The organism is Novosphingobium colocasiae (assembly GCF_014652555.1).
Lineage (GTDB): Bacteria > Pseudomonadota > Alphaproteobacteria > Sphingomonadales > Sphingomonadaceae > Novosphingobium > Novosphingobium colocasiae.
Genome location: NZ_BMZA01000001.1, coordinates 660,683 through 684,332 on the forward strand (window position 1 = coordinate 660,683; position 23,650 = coordinate 684,332).

General features: G+C 65.5%; 25 protein-coding genes and 1 pseudogene. 17 read left to right on the forward strand and 9 right to left on the reverse strand.

What is annotated here, in order from left to right:
• The first annotated feature begins 40 nt into the window (after positions 1-40).
• The 4 genes from proB (at position 41) to IE122_RS03280 (ending at position 3,666) form a co-directional block, all read left to right on the forward strand.
• Complete coding sequence (gene proB / locus IE122_RS03265; protein WP_189619618.1) at positions 41-1,183, forward strand: glutamate 5-kinase; 1,143 nt, start codon at positions 41-43, stop codon at positions 1,181-1,183.
• Positions 1,183-2,109: an NAD-dependent epimerase/dehydratase family protein gene (locus IE122_RS03270; RefSeq protein WP_189619619.1), complete on the forward strand. Its 927-nt coding sequence runs from the start codon at positions 1,183-1,185 to the stop codon at positions 2,107-2,109. The genes proB and IE122_RS03270 overlap by 1 nt, the downstream gene beginning before the upstream one ends.
• The gene (locus IE122_RS03275; RefSeq protein WP_373299097.1) at positions 2,082-3,086 is read left to right on the forward strand and encodes a bile acid:sodium symporter family protein; all 1,005 of its coding nucleotides are present in this window, start codon (positions 2,082-2,084) and stop codon (positions 3,084-3,086) included. Before IE122_RS03270 ends, IE122_RS03275 begins: the two co-directional genes overlap by 28 nt.
• A 127-nt stretch (positions 3,087-3,213) precedes the next feature.
• Positions 3,214-3,666: a hypothetical protein gene (locus IE122_RS03280; protein WP_189619620.1), complete on the forward strand. Its 453-nt coding sequence runs from the start codon at positions 3,214-3,216 to the stop codon at positions 3,664-3,666.
• A 272-nt stretch (positions 3,667-3,938) separates the two neighbouring features.
• On the opposite strand, the gene IE122_RS03285 is transcribed toward IE122_RS03280, so the two are convergent.
• Positions 3,939-4,673, reverse strand: coding sequence for a TonB family protein (locus IE122_RS03285; protein WP_189619621.1), 735 nt, complete (start codon positions 4,671-4,673; stop codon positions 3,939-3,941).
• Between the two features lie 134 nt (positions 4,674-4,807).
• Between IE122_RS03285 and IE122_RS03290 the strand changes: the two genes are divergently transcribed.
• From IE122_RS03290 to IE122_RS03300, 3 genes are all read left to right on the forward strand, one after another.
• Positions 4,808-5,077, forward strand: coding sequence for a GlsB/YeaQ/YmgE family stress response membrane protein (locus IE122_RS03290; protein ID WP_189619622.1), 270 nt, complete (start codon positions 4,808-4,810; stop codon positions 5,075-5,077).
• 99 nt (positions 5,078-5,176) lie between these two features.
• Entirely contained in the window at positions 5,177-5,434 is a 258-nt protein-coding gene (locus IE122_RS03295) for a hypothetical protein (RefSeq protein WP_189619623.1), read from the forward strand.
• Between the two features lie 212 nt (positions 5,435-5,646).
• Positions 5,647-6,249, forward strand: a complete 603-nt coding sequence (locus tag IE122_RS03300) for a superoxide dismutase (protein ID WP_189619624.1) — start codon at positions 5,647-5,649, stop codon at positions 6,247-6,249.
• 73 nt (positions 6,250-6,322) lie between these two features.
• Here the strand turns inward: IE122_RS03300 and IE122_RS03305 are convergent, their stop codons facing one another.
• Both IE122_RS03305 and IE122_RS03310 read right to left on the reverse strand, forming a co-directional pair.
• Positions 6,323-6,868 (reverse strand): sigma-70 family RNA polymerase sigma factor, encoded by a 546-nt coding sequence (locus IE122_RS03305; protein WP_189619625.1) that lies wholly within the window; start codon positions 6,866-6,868, stop codon positions 6,323-6,325.
• Positions 6,861-7,049, reverse strand: coding sequence for a NepR family anti-sigma factor (locus tag IE122_RS03310; RefSeq protein WP_229813684.1), 189 nt, complete (start codon positions 7,047-7,049; stop codon positions 6,861-6,863). The genes IE122_RS03305 and IE122_RS03310 overlap by 8 nt, the downstream gene beginning before the upstream one ends.
• A gap of 244 nt (positions 7,050-7,293) precedes the next feature.
• On the opposite strand from IE122_RS03310, the gene IE122_RS03315 reads away from it, so the two are divergent.
• Positions 7,294-8,955: a CHASE domain-containing protein gene (locus IE122_RS03315; RefSeq protein ID WP_189619626.1), complete on the forward strand. Its 1,662-nt coding sequence runs from the start codon at positions 7,294-7,296 to the stop codon at positions 8,953-8,955.
• Between the two features lie 723 nt (positions 8,956-9,678).
• Positions 9,679-9,966 carry a hypothetical protein gene (locus IE122_RS18315; RefSeq protein WP_229813686.1) on the forward strand — a complete coding sequence of 96 codons (288 nt, stop codon included), beginning with the start codon at positions 9,679-9,681 and terminating at the stop codon, positions 9,964-9,966.
• A 333-nt stretch (positions 9,967-10,299) separates the two neighbouring features.
• Here the strand turns inward: IE122_RS18315 and IE122_RS03325 are convergent, their stop codons facing one another.
• The gene (locus tag IE122_RS03325) at positions 10,300-11,097 is read right to left on the reverse strand and encodes a response regulator (protein ID WP_189619627.1); all 798 of its coding nucleotides are present in this window, start codon (positions 11,095-11,097) and stop codon (positions 10,300-10,302) included.
• A 557-nt stretch (positions 11,098-11,654) separates the two neighbouring features.
• Between IE122_RS03325 and IE122_RS03330 the strand changes: the two genes are divergently transcribed.
• Both IE122_RS03330 and IE122_RS03335 read left to right on the forward strand, forming a co-directional pair.
• A complete protein-coding gene (locus tag IE122_RS03330; RefSeq protein WP_229813688.1) occupies positions 11,655-12,344 on the forward strand; it encodes a sigma-70 family RNA polymerase sigma factor in 690 nt (229 codons plus the stop codon).
• 33 nt (positions 12,345-12,377) lie between these two features.
• Positions 12,378-12,794 carry a response regulator gene (locus tag IE122_RS03335; protein WP_189619628.1) on the forward strand — a complete coding sequence of 139 codons (417 nt, stop codon included), beginning with the start codon at positions 12,378-12,380 and terminating at the stop codon, positions 12,792-12,794.
• A gap of 428 nt (positions 12,795-13,222) precedes the next feature.
• Here the strand turns inward: IE122_RS03335 and IE122_RS03340 are convergent, their stop codons facing one another.
• Positions 13,223-13,687 (reverse strand): pyridoxamine 5'-phosphate oxidase family protein, encoded by a 465-nt coding sequence (locus IE122_RS03340; protein ID WP_189619629.1) that lies wholly within the window; start codon positions 13,685-13,687, stop codon positions 13,223-13,225.
• Between the two features lie 86 nt (positions 13,688-13,773).
• Positions 13,774-14,256 carry a hemerythrin domain-containing protein gene (locus IE122_RS03345; protein ID WP_189619630.1) on the reverse strand — a complete coding sequence of 161 codons (483 nt, stop codon included), beginning with the start codon at positions 14,254-14,256 and terminating at the stop codon, positions 13,774-13,776.
• 142 nt (positions 14,257-14,398) lie between these two features.
• Between IE122_RS03345 and IE122_RS03350 the strand changes: the two genes are divergently transcribed.
• On the forward strand, positions 14,399-15,391 hold the full coding sequence (locus IE122_RS03350; protein WP_189619631.1) for a DNA topoisomerase IB: 993 nt from the start codon (positions 14,399-14,401) through the stop codon (positions 15,389-15,391).
• On the opposite strand, the gene IE122_RS03355 is transcribed toward IE122_RS03350, so the two are convergent.
• Together IE122_RS03355 and IE122_RS03360 are read right to left on the reverse strand one after the other, a co-directional pair.
• Positions 15,388-16,521 (reverse strand): acyltransferase family protein, encoded by a 1,134-nt coding sequence (locus IE122_RS03355; RefSeq protein ID WP_373299104.1) that lies wholly within the window; start codon positions 16,519-16,521, stop codon positions 15,388-15,390. The two genes, IE122_RS03350 and IE122_RS03355, sit on opposite strands and share 4 nt — an antisense overlap.
• A gap of 291 nt (positions 16,522-16,812) precedes the next feature.
• Positions 16,813-18,573, reverse strand: a complete 1,761-nt coding sequence (locus tag IE122_RS03360) for a fatty acyl-AMP ligase (RefSeq protein ID WP_189619632.1) — start codon at positions 18,571-18,573, stop codon at positions 16,813-16,815.
• A gap of 148 nt (positions 18,574-18,721) precedes the next feature.
• Between IE122_RS03360 and IE122_RS03365 the strand changes: the two genes are divergently transcribed.
• The 3 genes from IE122_RS03365 (at position 18,722) to IE122_RS03375 (ending at position 20,686) form a co-directional block, all read left to right on the forward strand.
• The gene (locus IE122_RS03365; protein ID WP_189619633.1) at positions 18,722-19,282 is read left to right on the forward strand and encodes a regulatory protein RecX; all 561 of its coding nucleotides are present in this window, start codon (positions 18,722-18,724) and stop codon (positions 19,280-19,282) included.
• A gap of 31 nt (positions 19,283-19,313) precedes the next feature.
• Entirely contained in the window at positions 19,314-19,823 is a 510-nt protein-coding gene (locus IE122_RS03370) for a DUF192 domain-containing protein (protein ID WP_189619634.1), read from the forward strand.
• 272 nt (positions 19,824-20,095) lie between these two features.
• The gene (locus IE122_RS03375) at positions 20,096-20,686 is read left to right on the forward strand and encodes a hypothetical protein (RefSeq protein ID WP_189619635.1); all 591 of its coding nucleotides are present in this window, start codon (positions 20,096-20,098) and stop codon (positions 20,684-20,686) included.
• Between the two features lie 78 nt (positions 20,687-20,764).
• Here the strand turns inward: IE122_RS03375 and IE122_RS03380 are convergent, their stop codons facing one another.
• Positions 20,765-22,630, reverse strand: coding sequence for a methyl-accepting chemotaxis protein (locus IE122_RS03380; protein WP_189619636.1), 1,866 nt, complete (start codon positions 22,628-22,630; stop codon positions 20,765-20,767).
• A 176-nt stretch (positions 22,631-22,806) separates the two neighbouring features.
• Between IE122_RS03380 and IE122_RS03385 the strand changes: the two genes are divergently transcribed.
• Positions 22,807-23,208: an NADH:ubiquinone oxidoreductase subunit NDUFA12 gene (locus IE122_RS03385; RefSeq protein WP_189619637.1), complete on the forward strand. Its 402-nt coding sequence runs from the start codon at positions 22,807-22,809 to the stop codon at positions 23,206-23,208.
• A 245-nt stretch (positions 23,209-23,453) separates the two neighbouring features.
• Positions 23,454-23,636: pseudogene (locus IE122_RS18320) on the forward strand (DUF2155 domain-containing protein); the annotation flags it as partial.
• Positions 23,637-23,650 lie beyond the last annotated feature (14 nt).

Sequence of the window (23,650 nt, forward strand, 5' to 3'; positions counted from 1 at the left end):
CTTCCCCCAGGCCTGCATTTCCCTTAGAGAGCGGCCGCAAATGTCCATTTCCCGCCTTTCCGACCTTGCCGATCCGGCGCAGTGCCCGCTCCTTGTGCTCAAGGTGGGATCGGCGCTGCTGGTCGGGCGCGAAGGGGTGCGCCGGGCGTGGATCGAGGCGCTGGTGGCCGAGATCGCCGAGGCGCGCGGGCGCGGGCAGCAAGTGATCGTGGTATCATCCGGCGCGATCGCGCTGGGGGCGGCAACGCTGGGGCTGGACAAGGGCGGGCGCGGCAGCCTGGCCGATGCGCAGGCCGCCGCCGCCGTGGGCCAGATCGCGCTGTCCGGGCTGTGGGCGCAGCTTCTGGCGGGGCACGGCCTGACCGCCGCGCAGATGCTGCTGACGCTGGAAGATCTGGAGGATCGCCGCCGCTACCTCAACGTCACCGCGACGCTGGGCCGGTTGCTCGATGCCGGGGCGGTGCCCGTAATCAATGAGAACGATTCGGTCGCCACGCAGGAAATCCGCTTCGGCGATAACGACCGGCTCGCCGCGCGCGTGGCGCAGGCGGCGCAGGCGAGCGCGGTGTTGCTGCTGTCGGACATCGACGGGCTTTACGATCGCCACCCCCGCGAGCCGGGCGCGCGGATGATCCCGGTGGTCGAAGGGGTGACGGCGGAAGTGCAGGCGATGGCCAGCACCGAATCCGGCTCGGGCATGGGATCGGGCGGGATGGTGTCGAAGTTGCAGGCGGCCGAGATCGCTGAACTGGCGGGCATTTGCCTAGTGATCGGCAACGGCCAGCATGATCGGCCGGTGGCGCGGATCGTGAGCGAAGGGATCGGCACGCTGTTCCTGCCCAGGCGCAAGGCCGGCGCGCGCGGCAATGCCCGCAAGGCGTGGCTGGGCGGCCGTTTGCGGACCAAGGGCACCGTGGTGGTCGATGCGGGAGCCGCTGCGGCCCTGCGGCGCGGGTCCAGCCTGCTGGCGAAGGGCGTTACCGCGATCGGCGGCGCATTCCTGCGCGGCGATCCGGTCTCGGTGCTGGATGCCGATGGGCGCACGGTGGCGCATGGGCTGTCGGAATATGATTCCGCCGAATGCGATGCGATCCGGGGCCGCCATTCGAGCGAGCAGGCCGAGGTGTTGGGCTATGCGCCGCGCAGCGCGGTGATCCATCGCGATCAGTTGGTACTCAAGTGATGGTGGCGGACCACCGGCCCCGCGTGGCGCTGACCGGGGCGACCGGCTTTCTCGGCAGCCATGTGCTGGAAGCGGCGCTGGCCGCCGGGTACGAGGTCGCCGCGCTCACCCGCCGCCCGCAGCCGCCGCGCGAAGGCGTGATCTGGGTGCCCGGCGATCTTGCCGATACCGAGGCGATGGCGGCGCTGACCCGGGGCGCGGAGGCGGCGATCCACGTGGCCGGGGTGGTGAACGCGCCCGATGCCGCCGGGTTCGAAACCGGCAACGTCACCGGCACGCTCAACCTGATCGATGCGGTGCGGCTGAAGGGTATTCGCCGCTTCATTCACGTTTCCTCGCTGTCCGCGCGCGAGCCGGACCTATCGGCTTACGGTGCATCCAAGGCGCGGTCGGAGAAACTGCTGCGGGCCAGCGCGCTGGACTGGACGATCGTGCGTCCGCCGGCGATCTATGGCCCGCGCGACAAGGAGATGTTCGAACTGTTCCGCGCCGCGCGCTGGGGCGTGGTGCCGGTCCCGGCGCAGGGTCACGCCTCGATGATTCACGCCGCCGATCTGGCGCGGCTGCTGGTCGATCTGGTGCCGGGCGGGGAAATGGTGACCGGGCAGGTGTTCGAGCCTGACGACGGCCGGGCAGGGGGCTGGGAACATCGCGAGATGGCGCGCGCCATCGGCTGGGCGGTGGGCCGGCGGCCTTGGGTGATCGGCCTGTCACCGGCGATGCTGGCGCGGATTGCCCGGATCGATGGCCTGCTGCGCGGCGCGAAGGCGAAGATGACGGCCGATCGCGCCGCTTATTTCAGCCATCCCGATTGGGTGGTGAGTGCTGCCGCACAAGTGCCGCCAACACTGTGGACGCCGCGCATCGCCACCCGCGAAGGGTTGAAGCAGACGGCGCAATGGTATCGCGAGGCGGGCTGGCTGTGATCGGCAGGGCGCTCGCACGGCTCAACCTCGATCCGTATGTGCTGGCGCTGATGGCGACCGTTGTGTTGGCCTCCGTGCTGCCGGCGCAAGGCGTGTGGGCGACGGTGGCGGACCGCATTACCGACCTTGCCATCGCGCTGCTGTTCTTCCTCCACGGCGCGCGGCTGTCGCGCCAGGCGGTGATTGACGGGGCGCGGGCGTGGAAGCTGCACCTGTCGGTCGCGGGGCTGACCTATCTGCTGTTTCCGCTGCTGGGGCTGGCGATCCAGGCGCTGCCGTTCCTGCCGACCCCGCTGGCGCGCGGCATGCTGTTCCTGTCGCTGCTGCCGTCCACGGTGCAGTCCTCGATCGCCTTCACCTCGATGGCGGGCGGCAACGTGGCGGCGGCGGTGTGCAGCGCCTCGTTTTCCAACCTTGCCGGGATTGTCCTCACGCCGCTGCTGACCGCGCTGTTCATCACCGGGCGCAGCGGCGGGTTTTCGAGCGATCCGGTCATCACCATCGCCACCCAGTTGCTGCTGCCGTTCCTGGCCGGCCACCTGCTGCGGCCATGGATCGCGGGCTTCGTGGCGCGGCACAAGCGGGTGCTGGGCTATACCGACAAGAGCTCGATCCTGCTGGTCGTCTACACCGCGTTCAGCGCCGCCGTGCTGGGCGGGCTGTGGAGCCGGGTGACATGGGGGGACATCGCGGAAATCGGCGCGCTGTCGCTGGCGATGCTGGCGGTGGTGATGAGCGCGGCGCAAGCCATCGGCCGGCCGATGGCCTTCGCGCGCGAGGATCGCGTGGTGCTGCTGTTCTGCGGGTCCAAGAAGAGCCTTGCCACCGGCGTGCCGCTGGCCGGCGTGCTGTTCGCGCCCGATCAGGTGGGGGCGATCGTCCTGCCGCTGATGATCTTCCACCAGATCCAGTTGATGGTCTGCGCCGTGATTGCGCGGCGGATGGGGGAAAAGCGGGCGGATGCTGGGGCGCGGTGAAGGTGGGTGTTTGGATTTAGGTTGGGCTTCGTATCAGGAGGAACGGCGAAGATTGTTGGGGAGCGGACGTTCGTCCTTGAATGCTGTGCGGTCTTCTGGAACGCTACGGGTTGAAGGAGACCGGTCATTGGGACTATACTTTGGGCGGTTAGGATTGGCTCTTATCGGTGTAGCGACATTTGTAGTCGTTGGCGTCGCACTTGAGAATGAAGCCGAGTTTCCTTTCGCTACCTTCTATCGAGTTGCGTGCGCGGCAGTTGGCCTTGGTATCATATGGAAGCTGCGCAAAGACTATCCGACAGAAACCTGGCCTTATGTGGGCTTCTGGATTGCGCTTGCTGTCAACGCGGCAATCTTCTTAACGCCGCTGGTTGATAGACCCGCGTCGCGCGGCGAACTCATGCTTTTCGCGTTGCCTGATGCCATAATCGTGCTGGGCGCTCGTATAGCTTCCTTTCACGTCAGTGATGACCACCAGCGTGCTATGCGCCAGACGATGATACTCGGGCTGGTTGTGGCTGCCACCTTCTGTTCGGCCCTTTACACCCTAATCCTTTTGCACCCGGCAGCCACTGATTGAATTGAGCAAGGCCAGTTCGAACGTCGGCTACTGGGCGAAGCCGGACTCAACTCGATCACCAGGGCAATCGCATATGACGAGTTTACCCTCAGCTTCGTCATGCTGAACTTGTTTCAGCATCCATTGCGCGGTTTGCCCCGCCGTCGAATAGGGCTTGGTTGCAGCGTCCAGCGCCTTTCAGCGTCCCGGCCGGCGGCACGATGGACCCTGAAACGAGTTCAGGGTGACGAATACGGATAGGCGATTTCATAGGCGATTGCGCCCCGGCTCGATCACCGCTCGTCCGGCTCTGACGCATCGTCCCAGCCGTGGATTTCGGTCATTGTGAAAGCCACCGCATTTCCCTGAACATCGCGCGCCGGGCGGAAGCGGAAGCGTTCCGAGATCAGGGCGCAGGTTTGCGCATCCAGCGCCGGATCGCCGCTGGAGGAGAGGATCGTGCAGCCGCTGACCGTGCCGTCCACGCCGATGCGGTAGCGCAGCGTCAGCACATCGCCCTGGCGGCGCTTGCGCAAGTCGGGCGGCAGGTCGGTGAAGTGCAGCTTGCCGTGCGTCTGGCGGGGCAGCACCGCCGGCAGGCGATAGCCCGATCCGCTGCCGTAACCGTTCCCCGAGCCGGAACCGGAGCCCCCGCCGCTGCCGGACCCGCTGCCGCCATCGCCACCCGACTGCGCGGTTCCGGCCCGGCCCTGCGCAGGCGTCGCCGGCACCGGCACTGACAACACGACCGCCGAGGCGGGCGGGGCTTCGAGCTGCGGAGTGGTGACGCGGGGCTTGCCGCCGCCGCCCTGATGCGGCGGCTTGGGATTGGCGCGCGCGACCGGGGTCGGGGTCGGTGCAGGCTGGGGCGGGGCAGGGCTGACAGTGACGACGGATTGCAAGGGATGGTTCGCCAGCGGCACGAAGCGCGCGCCAAGACCGGCGATCAGCGCCGCCACAACGCTGCCTACCGTCAGCGCCGATGCCAGCGCCGCGCCTGCTCGCCTGCGGTTTTCGGCCGGGGTCATGATGCTCAAACGGTCGGCGTGCTCGTGGGCTCCCCCCGACGCATCTTGCGACGACCTGAAAACATTGACCCGGAACCTTGCGGCGCGATGACAGTTTCAACCGGCAACTACTCACTTTTTCTGGAGACGGAACAATGACCCTTCTTCTCGTTCTTCTGGTCGGCGGCGTCCTTGGCTGGCTCGCTTCGATCGTCATGCGGACCGACGCCCAGCAGGGCGTGTTCCTCAACGTCGTCGTCGGTGTTGTCGGCGCGCTGATCGCCGGTCTCGTCATCACCCCGCTCATCGGCGGAGCGCCGATCACCAGCGGCGCTTTCGACATCATGTCGCTGTTCGCTTCGTTCCTGGGTGCCGTCGTGCTCCTGGCGATCGTCAACCTCTTCCGTCGCGGTTCGGTCCGCTAAACGGCAAGCAGACGGCCCGGCGGCCTCGTCGCCGGGCCATTTTTCATCAGACCGGTCGGCACGGGGCCGTTCCGGTTTGCAAGAGCAGGGGAAAGACCCATGAAGATTGTTCTCGATACCCGCACGGCGCTGATCGCCGCCGCTGCCGCCGCAACGCTTGGCCTGGCCGCCTGCAACAATCCCGCTGACGACAACCTGGAAAAGCAGGCCGACGCGACCGAGCAGGCGTCCGACGCCGCTGCCGATTCGCTCGAATCGCAAGGCATGGAATCCCAGGCCGATGCCGTCGAAGCGACCGGCGAGGCTCAGGCCGATGCCATCGAGGACAAGGCTGACGAAGTTCGCAAGGCAAATTAACCTGCCATAATGCGAATCCCCGGGGGGTGGTGGCCTGGCCGCCGCCCCCTTTTGCGTGCAGTGCACAAATTTGACACCTCGCGGCGCTTGATTTGTCGCACTGCAGCACCGAAATGCACCCCCGGTGTGATCGCCCCGGCGTTCCTTCGCGGGTCGCCGGCGGGCCGGTGCCGCCGCCGTGAATTCGACAAGAACTGTACAGGAAGCCTGCCATGACCATTGCCCTGATGCCGCTGCCTTATGCCCAGGACGCGCTGGAGCCGCATATCTCGGCCAAGACGCTCGAAATCCATCACGGCGCGCACCACAAGACCTATGTCGACAAGCTCAACGCCGCGATCGACGGCACCGAGAATGCCGGCAAGTCGGTGGAGGAGATCAGCAAGTCGGCTTCGGGCCCGCTGTTCAACAATGCCGCGCAGGTCTACAACCATGGCTTCTACTGGCATTCGCTGAGCCCGGAAAAGACCGCGCCGAGCGAGAGCCTGGCAACTGCCATCCAGAACGATTTCGGATCGATGGACGCGCTGCTCGAAGCGCTGACCAACGAAGCGGTCAACCACTTCGCCAGCGGCTGGGCCTGGCTGGTCGTCGATGGCGGCAAGCTCAAGGTCATCTCCACCCATGACGCCGGCACCGCGATTACCGCCGACGTCAACCCGCTGCTGACCGTGGATGTGTGGGAACATGCCTACTACATCGATCAGATGAACAAGCGCCCTGCCTATGTGAAGGCGGTGCTGGACAACCTGCTCAACTGGAAGTTCGCATCCGACAACTTCGATCGTGGCACGGCCTGGGTCTATCCCGGCTGATCCTGCTGGCAGATGCAAAAAGGGCTCCCGTACCGGCATGGTGCGGGAGCCCTTTTTATGTCCGGGACGCTCTTCAGCCCGCCTTGCGCAGCCTTGCGGTTACCGCATCGGCCTTGCCGTCCAGCAACCGCGCGAGATCGGCGCGGGCGCGGGCGACGCGGCTCTTCATGGTGCCGATGGGGCATCCGGCGATCTCGGCCGCGTCCTCGTAACTGAACCCCGAAGCACCGACGAGAAGCACTGCCTCGCGCCGTTCGGGGGCCAGCTTGCTCAGCGCGGTCTCCATGTCGGACAGGTGCAGCGGGCCTTCCTGATCCGCTTCCATGACCAGCATCCGCTCGACCGCGCCTTCGTCCAGATCGGTCTGGCGGCGGGAGCGGCGCAGTTCGGACAGGTAGTGGTTGCGCAGGATTGCGAAGGTCCAGGCGCGCATGTTGGTGCCCGGCGTATAGCGATCACGCGCTACCCATGCCTTGATCGTGGCTTCCTGCACCAGATCGTCGGCGAAATCGGGGCGGCCGCACAGGCCGCGGGCAAAGGCGCGCAAGTGAGGGAGGACCCCCAGCAACTCGCGGCGAAACCCTTCATCGGCGGGGGAAACCTCTATCCGGTCAGGCATCGCCGCTTTCGTCCAGCTTCTTGAGCAGATCGTCAAAGCTGGACGGGAGCGGTTCATCCACCACGGAATTATAGAGCTTCCTCAGCCCGCCCGCCCAGCCCGGCTCACCGCTTCGTCGCAGCTCCGGTGGTAGTCCCGGCATCTTCTTGCCGGGCTGCCCAGGTCGTTCAGGTTGAGACAACTGGTACTTCCTTTTCCACGCGAAAACCTTGCCGTGCGCGGGGCAGGGCGGTCAAGCCCCGATTATCCGGCATTCTGCCCAGACCACCGTCAGCGAGGAGCAAGGTTTCGTCCATCAAGCCACGGAACAATTGGCGACGCCCATGGTTCCCCTTTGACGCCGCAGCGGCCATAGAGATTCGGGGGATCGGATCGACAGGCCCCAATGGCCGGGTGGCCGGGATGGAGTACGGGGAAATTGCCGGGTGATTGACCAGTCTCTGTTCGACCGGGTCGAAAGGCAGGCGTGGTTCTATCGCTACCCGCGCGGCTGGCCGTTCCTGCTGTTCCTGCTCGCCAGCATCACCACGGCGGTCAGCGTGATGGCGATCGAGCATGCCGACCGGCAGACCCGCGCGGTGGAACTGGACCGCAACCTCACCGAGATATCCTCCGCGCTCCAGCGCCGCGTGACCGAGAACATCGCCGTGCTGCGCGCCGCCAGCGCCCTGTTCGCCACGCAGGATAGCGTCAGCGAGGAACAGTTCCGCGAATTCGCGGCCGATCTCCAGCACGAAGGCAATCTGTACGGCTCGCTTGGCATGGGCTGGGCACCGCTGGTGCGGGCGGATCGGCTGGCCTATCTGGAACTGGAAATTGTCAACCAGGGGCGCAGCAGCTTCTTCGTGACCCCCCGGCCCGATTTCGGCGATCCCTATGCCGTGCCGATCGTCTATCTGGAGCCCGGCGGTGCCCAGAACCGCAGGGCGCTGGGTTACAACATGTATGCCGAGCCCACCCGCCGTGCAGCGATGGACCAGGCCATGAAGACCGGCAAACCGGTCGCCTCGGGCAAGCTGCGGCTCATCCAGGACGTCGGTCGGCCCAATGTGGCAGGGTTCCTGATCTACATGCCGGTGGTGGTCATCAAGGGACAGTCGCGCATCGTCAAAGGCTTCGTCTACGCCCCGTTCCGCGCCGATGATTTCATCCGCTCGGCCGGAGAACTGTTCCGGGCCGACCGGCTGGAGGTGAAGATCTACGACGAGACCGTCGCCTCGGAAAATCTGCTGGCGCAGCGGCCGGTGGACGGCCTGATCGGCCGCACGGCGGAACGGCGCATCGATGTCGGCAACCATTCCTGGGTGGTCCAGGTCAGCGACAAGAAGACCGGGATGCTCAGCGCCATCTCCCGGATCACGCTGTTCTTCGGGGCGGTGGCATCGCTGATGGTGATGGCGATCGGCCGGCTCATCACCCGGCGCGCGGCGGAAGACCGGCTGATGCTGGAACGGCTGAGCCGCGAAGCCTCGATCCGCAATTCGCTCACCCGCGAATTGAACCACCGGGTGAAGAACACGCTCGCCAACGTGCTGTCGATCGCCGCGCTGACCCGGCGCGGATCGCGCGACATCGACGATTTTACGGATCGCCTGACTTCGCGTATCCGGGCGCTGTCGGCCACCCACGACCTGCTCTCGCAAACCGACTGGACCAACGCGGCGCTGCGCGATGTCGTGGTCTCCGAACTGGCGCCGTACATGGAAGGGCATGAGGAGTTCGTCACCATCGACGGGCCGGAGATCAAGCTGGCCCCTAATGATGCGATGTCGCTCGGTCTGGCGCTGCACGAAATGGCGACGAACGCCGCCAAGTACGGCGCGCTCAGTGTCGAGGATGGGCGGGTCAGCGTCACCTGGCAGCGGACCGGGGCGGACCTCGCATCGATCCACTGGCGCGAATCGGGCGGCCCGACCGTGACCGAGCCGAGCAAGCGCGGGTTCGGCCGCGACCTGATCGAGAAGATCGTCGCGCACGAGTTGCGCGGAAAGGTGGAGCTTCAGTTCCTGCCGGGCGGGGTGGAGTGCCGGCTGAACGTGCCGGTGCGCGTGTTGCGCGAGTTCGCCTTGCGGGGTGGCGGGCAGTAGGCTGGGCGCACGGTTAAGGCCGCGTGCGGAAGTTCGAAGGTCGGGTTTCGCCCCTTGCGGACGTTTGTGTTCGACATAAACTAGCGCAATGCGTGCGCCATTTGTCCTCGTACTCCTTCTATCGCTTGCCGGCTGCACCGCGCCCGGCAACAACGAGAAAGTCGAGCGGATTGAAATGCGGCTATCGGGGGTGTCTTCGGTTGATGTCGAGATCGATGACCAAGGAAATGGAAAATACAAACTAAGCGAGCCTTTCCCGAACGGGAGAGCGGGCAAGTTCAGAATTGACCGAGCTAAGTTTCAGTCGATCGCCGCGAGACTTGAACCCTACCGCCAGCGATCCGTGCAATTCTCCGAAGCAAGTGCACGGGAGTTCATGAGCCGGACTTGCCCCAAGGGAACGCCGCGTGTGACGGACGCAGGGGCGCTCTATCTCCTTTGGACGACAGAAAACTCGCAGCACCATTTCCTCGCTGATTTTGGATGTGACCACAAGCGATACGCAAAGCGGAACCGTGAACTTCTCGGCGTCCTTGAGGCGCTCCGGTTCCTTTTGATAACTGATTCATCGGCTGCGAGCATCCCACCCCTAACCTCGGCCTTCCATGTTCCACGGTGGTTTTCCGATTCCCTAGAACGCATGAGGCTCGATCGCGCCGATCTTGCGGCAGGAATTCGGCGGCCTTAATTTACGACATCCGAAATGGCTGGAATGGTACGATAATGCGCGATCGTTACGAACCTGAATCGGCGTTCGTCAAGGCGATCATCGCCGAGGAAGTGCCGCTTTCGGGAAGCGAATGGGCCGATCACAATTTGCAACGGCTGATCGAACTGACCCGTGACGACATTGTTTCAAATCGCGATTGGGCGGCATTTCTCCTCGCGCAGGAAGACGCTGACACGCCTGCGGTCAGGGATGCGCTTCTCCACGCGGCAAGCGACCGTGAGGCAATAGTTCGCGCAGAGGCGGTGCTGGGACTGGCGAAGAGGGACGCGCTCCTGGCGTAGCCGTTTGTTCAGCAAGCCTTGAGAGGGAGCAGCGTGACGGTCCCCATCCTTGAAGCTGCGGAAATTTGCGCCGATCCTTCTAATCGCTGATCTTCGGGTCTGGGCCGAGCCGTCGGATGCTCCGTTCATCGACAAGGCCGCAGCCGATGCTTTGGCGGCATGCGGCGGGGCTAACGACCAACCTTAAAACCAAGCATGTGAGGCCTGTATCATTCTCCGTTCGTGTCGAGCGAAGTCGAGACACGCTGGCACTGTGCCTTCAGTGTCTCGACCTCGCTCGACACGAACGGAACTTTTGGCGCTGATTAAACGCGCAATGCTCCCAGCCCACCGCTACTTCAGCGGGTTGCTTGATCCGAAGAACAGCGCCTGGCTGATCGCCGCGCGGACGGTGGCTTCCTGGAACGGCTTGGTGACCAGATAGGTCGGTTCCGGGCGTTCGCCGGTGAGCAGGCGTTCGGGGTAGGCGGTGATGAAGATCACCGGCACGTCGCCGAACTTGAGCAGGTCTTCCACCGCGTCGATGCCCGAGCTGCCGTCGGCCAACTGGATATCGGCGAGGACCAGACCGGCCGGTGCCTTGCCGAAGATGTCGAGCGCCTGGCGGTGCGTCGCGGCGGTGCCGACGACGTTGTGGCCCAGATCGGTGACGAGCCCTTCGAGCTGCATCGAGATCAGCGGCTCATCCTCGATGATGAGGACATCGGTGGCGCTTTCGCTTTCGATCTCGCGGACGGCCTGATCGACCAGCGTATCGACCCGCTCGGCCGGGATGCCGAGGATCGCGGCGGTGTCCTCGCGCGAGAATTCCTCCACCGTGGTCAGCAGCAGCGCCTGGCGGTGGGCCGGGGCGATCGTGGCGAGGCGTTCCTGCGCAGCGCGTTCGTGCATGCCGACATCGCCGCCCGCAAAGCTGGGTTCGGTGATGTGGCTGGTGGTCCAGATGCTGGTGAATGCACCATAAAGCGCCGCGCGGCTGCCGGCGATCGCCTGGCGCAGCGCGCTATCCGCGAGGGCCGCTTCGAGCGTGGCGCGCACATAGGTATCGCCCGACTGTTGCGAACCGGTCAGCGCCCTTGCGTATCGCCGCAGATAGGGCAGTTGAAGGGCGATCTGGTCAGAAACGGACATTCATCTACCTCGGCCTCTGGACATGCGCATGATGGCGTGTCGTCAATGTTGGGCACTGTCTCCGTACCGCTATGCACAGGCAAAGCCGGCAGGACTGCAGCGATTATCTGCCGCTGCCCGAAGGCAAGGGCAACCAGAAAATTTTTGCGCTCGGGCCCCTTTGGACGGGAACCAAAACGCCTGCGACCGGTTAGTCCAGTATCACTGCCGGCCCCACCCCACCCCCCGCAACCGGTGGTGATCCGATCCCGAGGCCTCCGCTCACTTAAACAAGTGGACGGAGGCCTCAAATCGTCAGGGGCGGCAATGTTCCCGAAGCACACATAATATTTTCGCCGAAATCTTTGCGCCGGCCGAAAGGCCAGCAGGCAACGCTTCCATAGAATCGAGACTATCGAAACCGGCGATGAACATCGGTGGCCTTGCCGTTGAGCCGTGCCGCGCGCAGGTCAGGCCGAGTGCGTCGAAACCGTTGTGAACACTATGACGATCTTCGGGAACTTTCCGGGACATCGTCGCGTTCTCGGGGTCAGACAGCAATAATCGAGGGTATTGCCATGACATCCATCAGCGCCATCGCATCGCTTGAAGACCACGCCGAAACCGGTGCCGAGCCGGTCGAACGCAGCGCTCTCACCGATCGCGATTTCAAGCGCGCCCTGGCCGATGTTGCGCCGCACCTGCGCGCTTTCGCGCGCGGCCTCTGCGGTTGCCGCGACCGGGCCGATGATCTGGCGCAGGAAGCCATGCTGCGCGCCTGGGCGGCGCGTGACCGTTATGCTGCGGGCACCAACTTCAAGGCCTGGACCTTCACGATCCTGCGCAACCACTTCTACAGCGAGGCACGCCGCGCCCGCTTCCACGGCGAGTACGACGAAGTGGCTGCCGAACGTATCCTGCGGGCCCCCGCCGGACAGGAAGGCGCGATCGAACTGGCCGACGTCCTGCGCGCGCTGAGCGCGATCCCGGCCAGCTATCGCGAAGCGCTGATCCTCGTCGCTGCGGGCAACCTTTCCTATGAAGAGATCGCCGACATTTGCGGGATCGCGTTGGGTACGGTGAAGAGCCGCATCTGCCGCGCCCGGGCGATGCTGTCGCAAGTCATCGAATCGGGCCAGCTTCCCGATTTCCGTCACAACTTCGTGCTGGGCGGTGATGCGATCGACGCTTTCTTCGCCGAACTCGGCAAGATCGCCAACCTCCACCCCGAGGAACTGCGGCTTGCGGCTATGGCGCAAGCCGCCTGATCGCTGCGGCCATTCGCTAAGGAGTTCCGCGTTTTGAATTCTGCTTTTCCCTCGGCCGGCAAAATCCTGATCGTGGAGGATGAGTTTCTCGTCGCTCTGCAACTGGAAGATATCGTGTCCGATGGCGGCTATGCGGTCGTCGGCACGGTGCCCGATCGCGCATCGGTGCTGGACCTGGAGGAAGTGCCCGACGTTGCGCTTGTCGATCTCAATCTTCGCGATGGCCTGACCGGCCCGGATATTGCCCGCCATCTGGCAGGGCAGTTCGGGGCCAGAGTGATCTACGTCACCGCTACCCCTAACCAGATCGATTACCCGGCGGAAACGGCCGTGGGCTTCGTACAGAAGCCGTTTTCGCGCCAGACCATCTTGGCAGCCATCGCCTATGCGCTCGCCGGCTGCCCGGAACAGGATCGCCCGGCCGAGCTGGAACGTCTCCGCTCTCACTGATCGCCTGATGAATGCGGCGTCGGCCTGCCTCTGCGGGACGGCACTCGCATGTTATTGCTTATCCGTATTGGGGCACCCTGAACTTGTTCCAGGGGCTATCGTGCCGCCGGACGGGACGCTGAAAGGCGCTGGACGATGGGGCCAAGCCCTATTCGACGGCGGTGCAAACCGCGCGATGGATGCTGAAACGAGCTCAGCATGACCCTGCTGCGGATAAACGCCTCATATGCGATTGTCCTGGTCTTGGCGGGGGCGTCGTTGGAGGAGCACTGCCGCAGGGCTCGTGGTGGAACACCACCTCCCGACTTCCCCCGGAAGGGTGGAGGAGCAAGTAAGCCCTATCAGGGCATATTTCCCCATCGCTGCACGGAAAAGGGCGCGAAGGTTCTCACCCTCGCGCCCTCCTTGTACGCGGTCCTGCGAGGGGTTCAGACCGCGCCGAGTTCGTGGGTGCCGGCGTGTTCGCGATCGATCGGCTTGCCGGTCAGCATCTTGAAGGCGCCGGTAATGCCGATATCGCTGGCCCACACTTCGCTATCGGTGATGTCGTAGCGCAGCATGATGACATTGGGGTCGGTCTTCCCGCCGGGCAGCCAGGCTTCGACGGCGTTGTTCCAGTGGGCTTCGCGCACCGAATGGTCGGTTTCCTCGCTCAGCGCGCCCTTGATGCAGGCGAAGACGCCGTGATCGCGGGTCATCACCTGGCCCATGGCCGGTCCACCCGGAGCAATGCGGTTGTCGCGCTTGGTATAGAACCAGATGGCGTGATGGGCATTCTTGTCGAGTTGGGCACTCATCGGTTCGGCATGACCATCCGCCCCTTCCAGTCGCATCATGATGATCGGGCTGGACGCGAAGGCCTTCCAGAAGGTTTCGCGGGTTTCCTTGTCCATGGTGGGATCTCCTCTTGCTATGGTGAGGTAACGCCCGGACCGCCCCGGTCGTTCCGGAAGCGGCGGCGGGCGTCGGGCGGCGGCGATTATTCGCGGTCGTCGCCCGGGGTCTGTTCGGCGGCGGCCTCAAGCTCTGCGGGCTTGCGCTGTTCGAACACCTTGGCGATACGCTTTTCCGCCTCCGCCGAAAGGTTCTTGGCTGCGGAGGGGAACATCTCCTCCTCTTCCTCGTCGATATGGTGGAGATAGCGGTGGCGCATCTCCTTGAACTTCGTCAGCCACGCTGACGAGGACATGTCGATGTCCACCAACTCGCCCAGATAATCGTCGATTTCCTTGTGTTCGGATACCGAATGGCGCGCTTCGTCGCGCAGGTCCGGTTCGGCCAGCATGGTGGCATAAAGCGATTCCTCTTCGGCCGCCGCATGCGCCTGCAGTTCGGTGCGCAGCGCCTCGAACTGGGTGCGCCGTTCCTCGCTGGCACCGCTGGTCTCTCCCAGCTTCTCCAGCATGGCGCGGTGGCGGTCATGATCGGCTTTGAGGTCCCTGAAGATGCGGGCATCGGCCATGGTCGAAAGTCCTCTGTTGCGATGGTTGCCGATGCAACGCTGCCGGAACCCGTCGGTTGCAGCGGTGGCCTGACAACCTGTGCCGGGTTGGCGCGTTGATCGGGCAGGTGGAATCCCACGATCCTGACAACGGCGAACCTTCATGCCCCCTTCAGCCCTGCGCTTCGTCGAGGAAGACGAGCCCGGCATCACCCGCAAGCCCGCCAGACAACGGGCGGGCAAAGTGCAATGGGCCTATTTCGCGCCTGACGGCGGGCGGATTACGGACCGCGCCGAGATCGACCGGCTGAACGCGGTGGCGCTGCCGCCCGCCTATCGCGATTGCTGGTATGCTTGCGACCCGCGCAGCCACCTGCTGGCGACCGGCATCGACGCGCGCGGGCGCAAGCAATACCGCTACCACCCCGAGTGGCGGGAGGCGCGCGAGGCGATGAAGTTCGATCGCTGCGGCGCGTTCGGTGCCCTGTTGCCGCGCCTTCGCGAACAGGTGCGCAAGGACCTTGGCCGCCGCAGCCTGACGCGCGAGCGGGCCATTGCCTCGGTCATCACTCTGCTCGATCAGGGCGCAATCCGCGTCGGCAACGAATGCTATGCGCGGGAGAACAGGAGTTTCGGCGCTACCACCCTGCGCCGTCGTCATGCCAGGCTGGCATCAGGGCGCTTGCGGCTTCGTTTCATCGGCAAAGGCGGCAAGAAGCACGAGATCGATTGCGCGGACCGTCGGTTGGCGACATGCGTGCGGCGCATGCAGGACCTGCCGGGCCAGCACCTGTTCCAGTATCTCGACGCCGAGGGGCTGGCGCGGCCGGTGCACAGCCAGGATGTGAACGCCTACATCGCCGATGTGCTGGGCGAGGGGTTCTCCGCCAAGCATTTTCGCACCTGGGCGGCCAGCACGATCGCCTTCGCACACCTCCATGCCCATCCCGGCGCGTCGCTCAAGGCGATGCTGGAGGATGTCTGCGACCGCCTCGGCAACACCCCGGCGATCGCGCGCAAGTCCTATGTCCATCCCAAGGTGCTTGCCGCTGCAACGGGCGAGTACGCCCCGGCGCTGCCCAGGACACTGCCACGCAAAACCCGCTGGCTGAGCCGCGAGGAGCGGGGGTTGCTGGCCTTTCTGGGGGAAGGTTAGGGCCGCCTCCGTCCCAACCGTCCGCCGCTCAGCACGCGGGCGGCGGCGGGCCAATGGCGGCTGAGCGGGCTCGCCACCGCCAGTGTCGCCCCAAGGACCAGGAGCGGCTGGAGGATCAGAAACAGCGGATAGAGCGGTGAGCCCAGCGGGCCAGTGAGGCGGCCGATCAGTGGCGCGAACAGCCAGATCAGGGTCAGATGGGCGCAGAACAGGAAGAAGGCATAAGGTTCCAGCGCCAGCAGCGGCCCTCGCGCATCGCTCCGCGCCACCGCCCAGGCGATCCGCCAGAACGCGAAGGCGGCGGCGATCCTTACCGTCAGGTCGAACGCCACGAAGGCGGGCATCGCGCCCGGATCGGCGAGGGCGAACTCCAGCGCCAGCTTGACCGGCAGCAGCAGCGCGAAGGGAAGCACGGCGCGGGATAGCGGCCATTCCGCCACCCGCTCTGCCGCCCCGGTCTGGCGCGCGATCATGCCCAGCGCGAAGAACATCAGGATCGACGGGCGCAGGAAGATCGGCCAGCCCAGCGCGAACGCCTGTGCGATCCCTGCCGCCAGTGCGATCAGGCCGAGCGCGCGGGCGGGCAGCCGCACCAGCGCCGGAGCCAGCACCATGCACACGAACAGATCGCGCAGGAACGGCATCTGGACGTTGATGTCGGGATTGCGAGTGAGGATCAGCAGTTCCTCGATCGTCCAGCCCAGCGTGTGCGGAACCGGGGCGGGGAGGGTGAAAAGCCAGGCGGTGCCCGATACCAGCACCAGCGCGATGGCATTCCACACCACCATCGGCAGCAGCACGGTGCGCGCCTTGCGACCGACATGGCCGGCCCAGTCGCGCCGCCGGCCGTCGCGCTCCGCCAGCGACGCCATCACCAGCCACCCCGAAATCAGCCCGAGCAGCGGCACCGCGCTGCGCCCGAAACATTCCATCAGCACCCAGCGCAGATTTTCCTGAAAAGTGCCGCGCGCCAGTTCCAGGCCGTTGCCGCCAAGGCCCGTCCAGGCATGGACGTAGACCACGCCCAGGATACACAGCACCCGGGCAATGCCGATCGCGTCCGACCGGCGTTGACGCGCCTGCTCGTCGGGCCGCGTTTCAGCGGGGACATCGCGCTGCGATCCGGGCAGGGGCACTGCGCCTTGTCTGGTCAGGACGATGTCTTGCAAGCGCGTTCTCCGTGGCTGGACGACTGCTCGCCGGTTGCATGGCGCACCTGTCTGTCAGCACAACAAGCTGCCAGGAATGCGACAGGTTCCCCGTCGCGACGGGTAGACTGTGCGATTGATGTCATTAGGCTACGCGCGGCCTGCTCCTCCACCCTTCAGGGGGGAGGTCGGGAGGGGGTGTGCCGCCGCACGCCTTGACGCGCTGCCTTGCGGCATCGCTCCCCCAACCCCGCCCTGCCGGGGAGAGTTCGATCAGGCGGCCAGCTTGAACGGCTCGATCTCTCCGGAAAGGTACAGCTTCTTGGCCTTGGCGCGGCTCAGCTTGCCCGAACTGGTGCGCGGCAGGCTTTTGGGCGGGACCAGTTCGACGACGCAATTCATGCCGGTGATCGAACGCACCTTGTCGCGGATCTGGTCACGCAGCGCTACGCGCGCCTCGGGATCGGACACGCGGCAGTGGACCAGCACCGCCGGCGCTTCCTCGCCGTTTTCGGTTTCGACCGAGAAGGCGGCGATATCGCCGTGGTTGAAGCCGGGCAACTGCTCCACCGCCCACTCGATATCCTGCGGCCAGTGGTTCTTGCCGTTGATGATGATCATGTCCTTCGCCCGGCCGACGATGAACAGATAGCCTTTCGCCATGTACCCCATGTCACCGGTATCAAGCCAGCCGTCGACCAGACACGCGGCGGTGGCTTCGGGATCGCGGAAGTAGGAATGCATGACGCTGACGCCGCGGCACCAGACCTTGCCGATCTTGTGATCGCCCTGCAGGGTGCCGTCTTCGCCCCGGATCACCACTTCCATGTCTCGCACGGGTTTGCCGCAGTTGACGATGGCGCGATAGCGGGCCGGGCGCGAAAGGTCGCGCGGGGCACCCGACAGACGCTCTTCCTCGACCAGTTCGACGCGGATGCCTTCGCCGGGCGGCATGATCGTGACGGCAAGGGTGGCTTCGGCCAGGCCATAGCTGGGCAGGAACGACGCAGCCTTGAACCCGGCGGCGGCAAAGGCGTTGACGAAGTTCTGCATCACGTCCGGGCGGATCATGTCGGCACCGTTACCGGCCAGCCGCCAGCGCGACAGGTCGAACCGGTCGGTCACCGCGCTCTGGCTGGAAATGCGACGCGCGCAGATGTCATAGCCGAATGTGGGCGAATAGGAGATCGAGGTGCCCTGGTTGCGGCTGATCATGTCGAGCCAGGCCAGCGGGCGGCGGGCGAAATCCTCGGTCTTCATGTAATCGCCGGAAACCTGGTTGGCGATCAGCGACAGGAAGCAGCCGACCAGGCCCATGTCATGGTACCAGGGCAGCCAGGAAATGCAGCGGTCGGCCGGCTCCACTTCCATGCCGTGGCTGTGGCTGGCAAGGTTCGACAGCAGCGAGCGATGGGTGACGGCAACGCCGTGGGGAAAGCGGGTCGAACCGCTGGAATACTGGAGATAGCAGATATCGTCCGGCGAACGCGCGGGCAGCTCCACCACCGGGGCATCCTTGGCGGCGAAATCGGCCCAGCCGGCGTGCGCGCAGCCCTGGCGCGCGGCGGCGGCCTCGATCATGGCGGCGATCTCGTCCGGGCCGACCAGCAGCACCGGGTCCGAACTGTCAAGCTGGACCGCAAGCTGTTCGATGTAATTGTCCTTGCCGCCGAAGCTGGTGGGCAGGGGCAGCGGCACCGGCCACGCGCCGGCATAGACCGCGCCGCAGAACAGGGCGGCGAAATCGGGGCCGGTTTCGGCGATCAGCGCCACGCGATCGTTCGGCTTGATGCCGCGCGCGATCAGCGCATGGGCGACCTTGATCGCATCCTCGCGCAGTTCGCTGAACGGATAGACCCGCGCCAACGTGCCGCGCGCATCGTGGAAATTGAAGCCGCGCGCGCCGGTGGCGGCATAATCCAGCGCCTCGGTAAAGGTGGCGAAATCGGCGAAACGACGGGGCAGCACGTCCTCGTTAGGCGTCGATACCGGCTTGTGCGTCCCGTGCGGCACCAAGTTGATGGTGTCGTTCATTCGTTGTAACCCGTTCTTTGTTAAACCGTTTTACGTCTGCATGCGGCACTTAGGCGTTGTTTTATGAACCTTGCCTAGACCGCCGCGATGCATGCACCACTCGCACGCTCTCCCCATTCGGCTGTGACTGTGGCACGAATAGGGCAAGATGTCCGACAAGCGTCGCAATCGTGTCCCGTTCACCCCCGCCGCCCTGGAGCAGACGGCGCTGGCCTATGTCGCGCGTTATGCGACGACGCAAGCCCGCCTGCGTAGTTACCTGGTGCGAAAGCTGCGCGAGCGTGGCTGGGAAGGCACAGATGACCGGACGGAGGACCGGCCCGAGGACCGCATCGAGGCGCTGGTCATGCGGTTCGCTCAGGCAGGCTACCTGGATGACGAGGCCTGGGCGCGGATGCGATCGGGCGCGCTGGCGCGGCGCGGGTTCGGGGCGGGGCGCATCGGGCAGGCGCTGCGCGAAGCGGGCATCGCCGAGGACTTGCGCGCCGATAACCGGCTGGACGAACCGGCGCAGCGGCAGGCGGCGCTGGTGCTCGCGCGGCGGCGGCGGTTCGGGCCGTTTCGCGGGGCTGATCTGCTGCCCGACCGGCCGCAGCGCGAAAAGCAGGTGGCCGCCATGGTCCGCGCCGGCCACCCGCTCGACATCGCCCGCCGGATCGTCGATGCGCGTGATCCGGAAGAGGTGGAGCAGTGGGCCGATTCGGCCTGAGGCACCCGCCTGAACCGCAAGGAGCATCGTCGTGCGTCTGAAACATCCGCTTGCCGCTCTTGCCCTGCTGGCCGCCGTCGCGTGTTCGCAAGGGCCGCAGGAAGCCGCAGCCACGCCGCCGGTTTCGGCTGCTCCGTCAGCGGACGCTGCCGCGCCGTCGGTGCATCCCGATTCCGGCCTCCGCGTCATCCCGCTGACGGTGCGTTCCGCCGGCGGCGTTCACACGTTCCGGGTGGAACTGGCGGGCACTTCGGCCGAGCAGGCGCGCGGGCTGATGTTCCGCAGCCGGATGGGCGCGGACGAAGGCATGATCTTCCCGATGAACCCGCCCCGCGTGCCGTCCTTCTGGATGCACAACACCGTGCTGCCGCTCGATATCGTGTTTATCGGCGAGGATGGGCGCATCCTCAACATCGCGCATGGCAAGCCCTACGACGAAAGCCTGCTGTCCGCCGCCGGCTTCGCGATCGGCGTGCTGGAACTCAACGCCGGCCGCGCCGCCGAACTGGGCATCGTGCCCGGCGATGTGGTGCAGTGGTGATTTGCAGCCCGCGGTGACATCGGCAGCACCCCTAAGTATTACAAAACTGTAATTTCGCCGAGCACTTGCCGCCGTTTACGGACGGGCCAACAGTTCGTCGTAATTCGGCTGGACAGCGATAGCCGGTGCTTTATTCGCGATGGAACATTCTTGGGGAGAGTCGGCGTCGCCGGCTCGGGAATGGGGGACATGATTTTATGCGCGTCGCACTTTGCGCCACAACGCTGCTTTGCCTTTCTACCAGCGCTTTCGCTGAACCCGTCGTCCAGCAGGTGCCCGGAGCACCGGCTGCGGTAACGGCGGCTGTCGTTCCGGCGGTTGTCGAGCCTGCCCTGCAGACCCTCGTGCTGCCGCCCAACACCGAAGTGGTGGTGACCAGCAACGAAACGATCACCACCAAGGGCAAGCTCATCAAGCAGGGCAGCAAGTTCAAGCTCGCCACCATGTTCGACGTGATGCAGGACGGCGTTGTCGTGATCCCCAAGGGGACCGTTGGCGAAGGCACCGTCACCTACATCACCAACAAGGGCGCATTCGGCAAGTCGGGCAAGATGGAAGTCTCGTTCGACTGGCTCGACATGGGCGGTCGGCGCATCCCGCTCACCGGCACGTTCCGTCAGGAAGGCGAAGGCAACACCGGTGCGACGGTTGCCACGGCGGTTGCCGTCGGCGTGTTCTCGGCTTTCGTGACCGGGCGTTCGGCGACGATCGTCAACGGCCAGCAATTGCGCGCTCACACCGTTGAGCCGCTGTCGTTCACTATTCCCGCCAACGCCCCGCGTCAGATGACCGGAACGCTCGCGCCGACGCCGCAGGCGGCCCCGGTTGCTGCACCGGTAGCAGCACCCGCTTCGGCGAGCTGATCCGAGCCTCATCGTTACGGACGCAAAAGGGCCCGCCATCGTCTGAATGGCGGGCCTTTTTCATAGGGCCAGACCGGTTCAGAATTCCGACCAGTCATCCGCCGCCGCGCTGCCCCCGCCGCCGACTGCAGCGAGGCGGCGCGCCGGTGCGCGGGCGGCGGCGCGTTGCGGCGGCGTCTGGCGAGCAGCCGCGAAGCCGGTCGCACCGCCGGTGCCGCCGCCGGTGAACCGCGCCACCATCTTGCCGAGCCGGCCCGCTTCGTTTGCCAGCGCGCGCGAGGCGGCGGTCGATTCCTCGACCAGCGCGGCGTTCTGCTGGGTCGTGGTGTCCATCTGGCCGACGACCTGGTCGACCTGGCGGATGGCGCTGGCCTGATCTTCGGCCGACTGGGCTATGGTATCGATCATCTGCGCCAGCGTCGCCGTGCTGGCAACAATCTGTTCGAGCGCGCTCTTGGTGGCGTTCATCATCTCGACGCCGTTGCCCACTTCGGCCCCGCTGGTCTTGATGATCCCGGCGATCTCGCGCGCCGATTCGGCCGAGCGCTGGGCCAGCGCTCGCACTTCGGTGGCGACCACCGCGAAGCCCTTGCCGGCCTCGCCCGCCCGCGCCGCCTCGACCCCGGCGTTGAGGGCGAGGAGGTTGGTCTGGAAGGCGATGCCGTCGATCAGGGTGACGATTTCCTGCATGCGGCGGCTGGAATCGGCGATCTTTTCCATCGCGCCCACCGCCTGCTGCATGATGTCGCCGCTGCTGATCGCCTGGCCTTCGGTGTCGCGCGCGGTCTGGCGGGCCTTGCCGGCGGTCTGCGCGGTATCGGTCACCGCCTCGCGCAGTTCGCGAACGGCTGCTGCCGATTCCTCCAGCGCCGCCGCCTGCGAGGACGTGCGGTTGGACAGGTCGTTCGCGGCACTGGCGATCTCCGCCGATCCGGTGCTGACGCTTTCGGATGCGCTCGCAACCTCGCGCATCAGCGTTGCGAGAGTATCGACGGTATCGTTGAAATCGACCCGCAACCGCTCGTAATCGGCGGGGAAGGCGGTGGTGATCGCGCAATCGAGCTTGCCGGACTTGAGCGCGCCGAGGCCGCTGGCGAGGCTATCGACCATGGCCCCCTGGATCCGCGTCTGTTCTTCCGCCTGCTGGCGGGTGCGGGCCTCGACACCCGCCTTGATCGCGTCCAGCGCCCGGGCGATATCGCCGATCTCGTCTGTCAGCTCACGCCCGGGGACGGCCCGGTCCAGATTGCCGCCGGCCATTTCCCGCATCGCATCGGTCAACCGCGACAGCGGCCCGCTGAGCCGGTTCCTGATGATGGCGACGATGGCCAGGCTGACGATCGCGATGATCCCCAGCGCCATGCCGATCCGCCATGTCGCGGAGGCGACGATCTCTTTGCCCTCCAGCCCGGCTCGCTTGCCGATATCGACATTGTAGCGGAATTCCTTGGCCATGTGCTGGTCAAGCACTTCGCCAAGCGGGCGCAGGCGGGTGTTGAAAAGTGAGGTGGCCCGCTCGGTCTGGATCGAAAGCGAGGCCTGACGTGTAGGTTCTGCCGCCTGTTTCCATGACTGCCAGTCTCCGAGCAACTGGGCGAACATGGCGCGTTCCGTCTCGTCTGACAGTAATGCCTGGTAGGACGCGAACTTGGCGTCGGTCTCGTGCATGGACTCCACGAGTTGCGCATCGAGGCGCCGGGTTCCTTCGGGCGTGGTCTCCAGGATATGCGCGGCCATCAACTGCCGCGAGCGGGCCGCGCCTTGCGCGATGTCACCCAGCACGGCCAGGCTGGGCACGGTGTTGTCGGCCGAATAGGCGAGCGAATCTCCGATCCGGCCGATGATCTGCAAAGCCAGGCCGCCGCCGCCCAGCGCGAGCAGTGCCACGCCGATCGTGGCGGCCATCGTCACCGTCTGGATTTTCAGTTTTTGCAAAATCGCCATTTGCACACATTCCATTGAACAGGGCGCGATGACGCGCCTTCGAGGGGTGGTGCAATCGATAGCGGCCAGAAGCGAACATGCCGCTTTGCCGCGATTACGTACTTTGCCGGGGCATTGGGGGTGAAAGCACAGACATGCTTGCGCAGCACCGGCCAAACGGGCTAACGCGCCAGACCATGGGAATCCTCGGCAAGATCTTCACCTGGTGGGACGGCGCCACCATCGGCACCTCGCTCTGGAGCTCGATGAACGGCGAACATGTCGGCACCGACGCGCAGGGCAACACCTACTTCCGTGCGAAGAAGGCGAAAACCGTCGAAGGCTACGAAAAGCGCTGGGTCATCTATCATGGTGCCAACGATGCCAGCCGGGTTCCGGCCGAATGGCACGGCTGGCTGCACCATTCCTATGACGCCGTGCCGGAAAGCCACCTGCCGGCACCGCGCATCTGGGAAGTGGACTATACCCCCAACGCCACGGGCACCGCCATGGCCTATCGTCCGCAAGGCGCGCTGGAGCGCGGTGGCCGGCGCGCCCCCGCCACCGGCGATTACGAGGCCTGGACCCCGGACGCCTGAGGCAGCGGCTGATGCGCCGGCTGGCCGCGATCCTGCTGCTTTCTTGCACGCTGCCGCTGCTGTCCGCATGCGGCGGCGAACCTGCGCCCGAAGTGGAGGATACCGGCGTGCCCGACGCCATCGCCGGAATGCAGGCGGGCAAGGCGCAGGCGGCGCAGGGCCAGCAACTGGGTACTCCGAACAAGGACCGCGTCGTTACCCTGGCGGTGCTGAACAAGCGCAACAACGAAGCCACCGACCTGGTGATGAAGCCGGGCGAATCGCGGCGCATGGGCAACCTCGTGGTCAAGGTCGCCACTTGCGAGAAATCGCTGCCCTGGGAACGCCCGCAGGAAGTCGGCGCGTTCGTGCAGGTCTTCGTCGAGGAACGCGCGACGACCGATCAGAAGCTGGCCTGGCACAAGGTGTTCTCCGGCTGGCTGTTCAAGAACTCGCCAGCACT

What these genes read in the sequence shown, in the direction of transcription:
- proB (WP_189619618.1), top strand. Translation starts at nt 41, where the DNA reads ATGTCCATTTCCCGCCTTTCCGACCTTGCCGATCCGGCGCAGTGCCCG.
- IE122_RS03270 (WP_189619619.1), top strand. Translation starts at nt 1,183, where the DNA reads ATGGTGGCGGACCACCGGCCCCGCGTGGCGCTGACCGGGGCGACCGGC.
- IE122_RS03275 (WP_373299097.1), top strand. Translation starts at nt 2,082, where the DNA reads ATGGTATCGCGAGGCGGGCTGGCTGTGATCGGCAGGGCGCTCGCACGG.
- IE122_RS03285 (WP_189619621.1), bottom strand. Translation starts at nt 4,673, where the DNA reads ATGACCCCGGCCGAAAACCGCAGGCGAGCAGGCGCGGCGCTGGCATCG.
- IE122_RS03290 (WP_189619622.1), top strand. Translation starts at nt 4,808, where the DNA reads ATGACCCTTCTTCTCGTTCTTCTGGTCGGCGGCGTCCTTGGCTGGCTC.
- IE122_RS03295 (WP_189619623.1), top strand. Translation starts at nt 5,177, where the DNA reads ATGAAGATTGTTCTCGATACCCGCACGGCGCTGATCGCCGCCGCTGCC.
- IE122_RS03300 (WP_189619624.1), top strand. Translation starts at nt 5,647, where the DNA reads ATGACCATTGCCCTGATGCCGCTGCCTTATGCCCAGGACGCGCTGGAG.
- IE122_RS03305 (WP_189619625.1), bottom strand. Translation starts at nt 6,868, where the DNA reads ATGCCTGACCGGATAGAGGTTTCCCCCGCCGATGAAGGGTTTCGCCGC.
- IE122_RS18315 (WP_229813686.1), top strand. Translation starts at nt 9,679, where the DNA reads ATGCGCGATCGTTACGAACCTGAATCGGCGTTCGTCAAGGCGATCATC.
- IE122_RS03325 (WP_189619627.1), bottom strand. Translation starts at nt 11,097, where the DNA reads ATGTCCGTTTCTGACCAGATCGCCCTTCAACTGCCCTATCTGCGGCGA.
- IE122_RS03330 (WP_229813688.1), top strand. Translation starts at nt 11,655, where the DNA reads ATGACATCCATCAGCGCCATCGCATCGCTTGAAGACCACGCCGAAACC.
- IE122_RS03340 (WP_189619629.1), bottom strand. Translation starts at nt 13,687, where the DNA reads ATGGACAAGGAAACCCGCGAAACCTTCTGGAAGGCCTTCGCGTCCAGC.
- IE122_RS03345 (WP_189619630.1), bottom strand. Translation starts at nt 14,256, where the DNA reads ATGGCCGATGCCCGCATCTTCAGGGACCTCAAAGCCGATCATGACCGC.
- IE122_RS03350 (WP_189619631.1), top strand. Translation starts at nt 14,399, where the DNA reads ATGCCCCCTTCAGCCCTGCGCTTCGTCGAGGAAGACGAGCCCGGCATC.
- IE122_RS03360 (WP_189619632.1), bottom strand. Translation starts at nt 18,573, where the DNA reads ATGAACGACACCATCAACTTGGTGCCGCACGGGACGCACAAGCCGGTA.
- IE122_RS03365 (WP_189619633.1), top strand. Translation starts at nt 18,722, where the DNA reads ATGTCCGACAAGCGTCGCAATCGTGTCCCGTTCACCCCCGCCGCCCTG.
- IE122_RS03380 (WP_189619636.1), bottom strand. Translation starts at nt 22,630, where the DNA reads ATGGCGATTTTGCAAAAACTGAAAATCCAGACGGTGACGATGGCCGCC.
- IE122_RS03385 (WP_189619637.1), top strand. Translation starts at nt 22,807, where the DNA reads ATGGGAATCCTCGGCAAGATCTTCACCTGGTGGGACGGCGCCACCATC.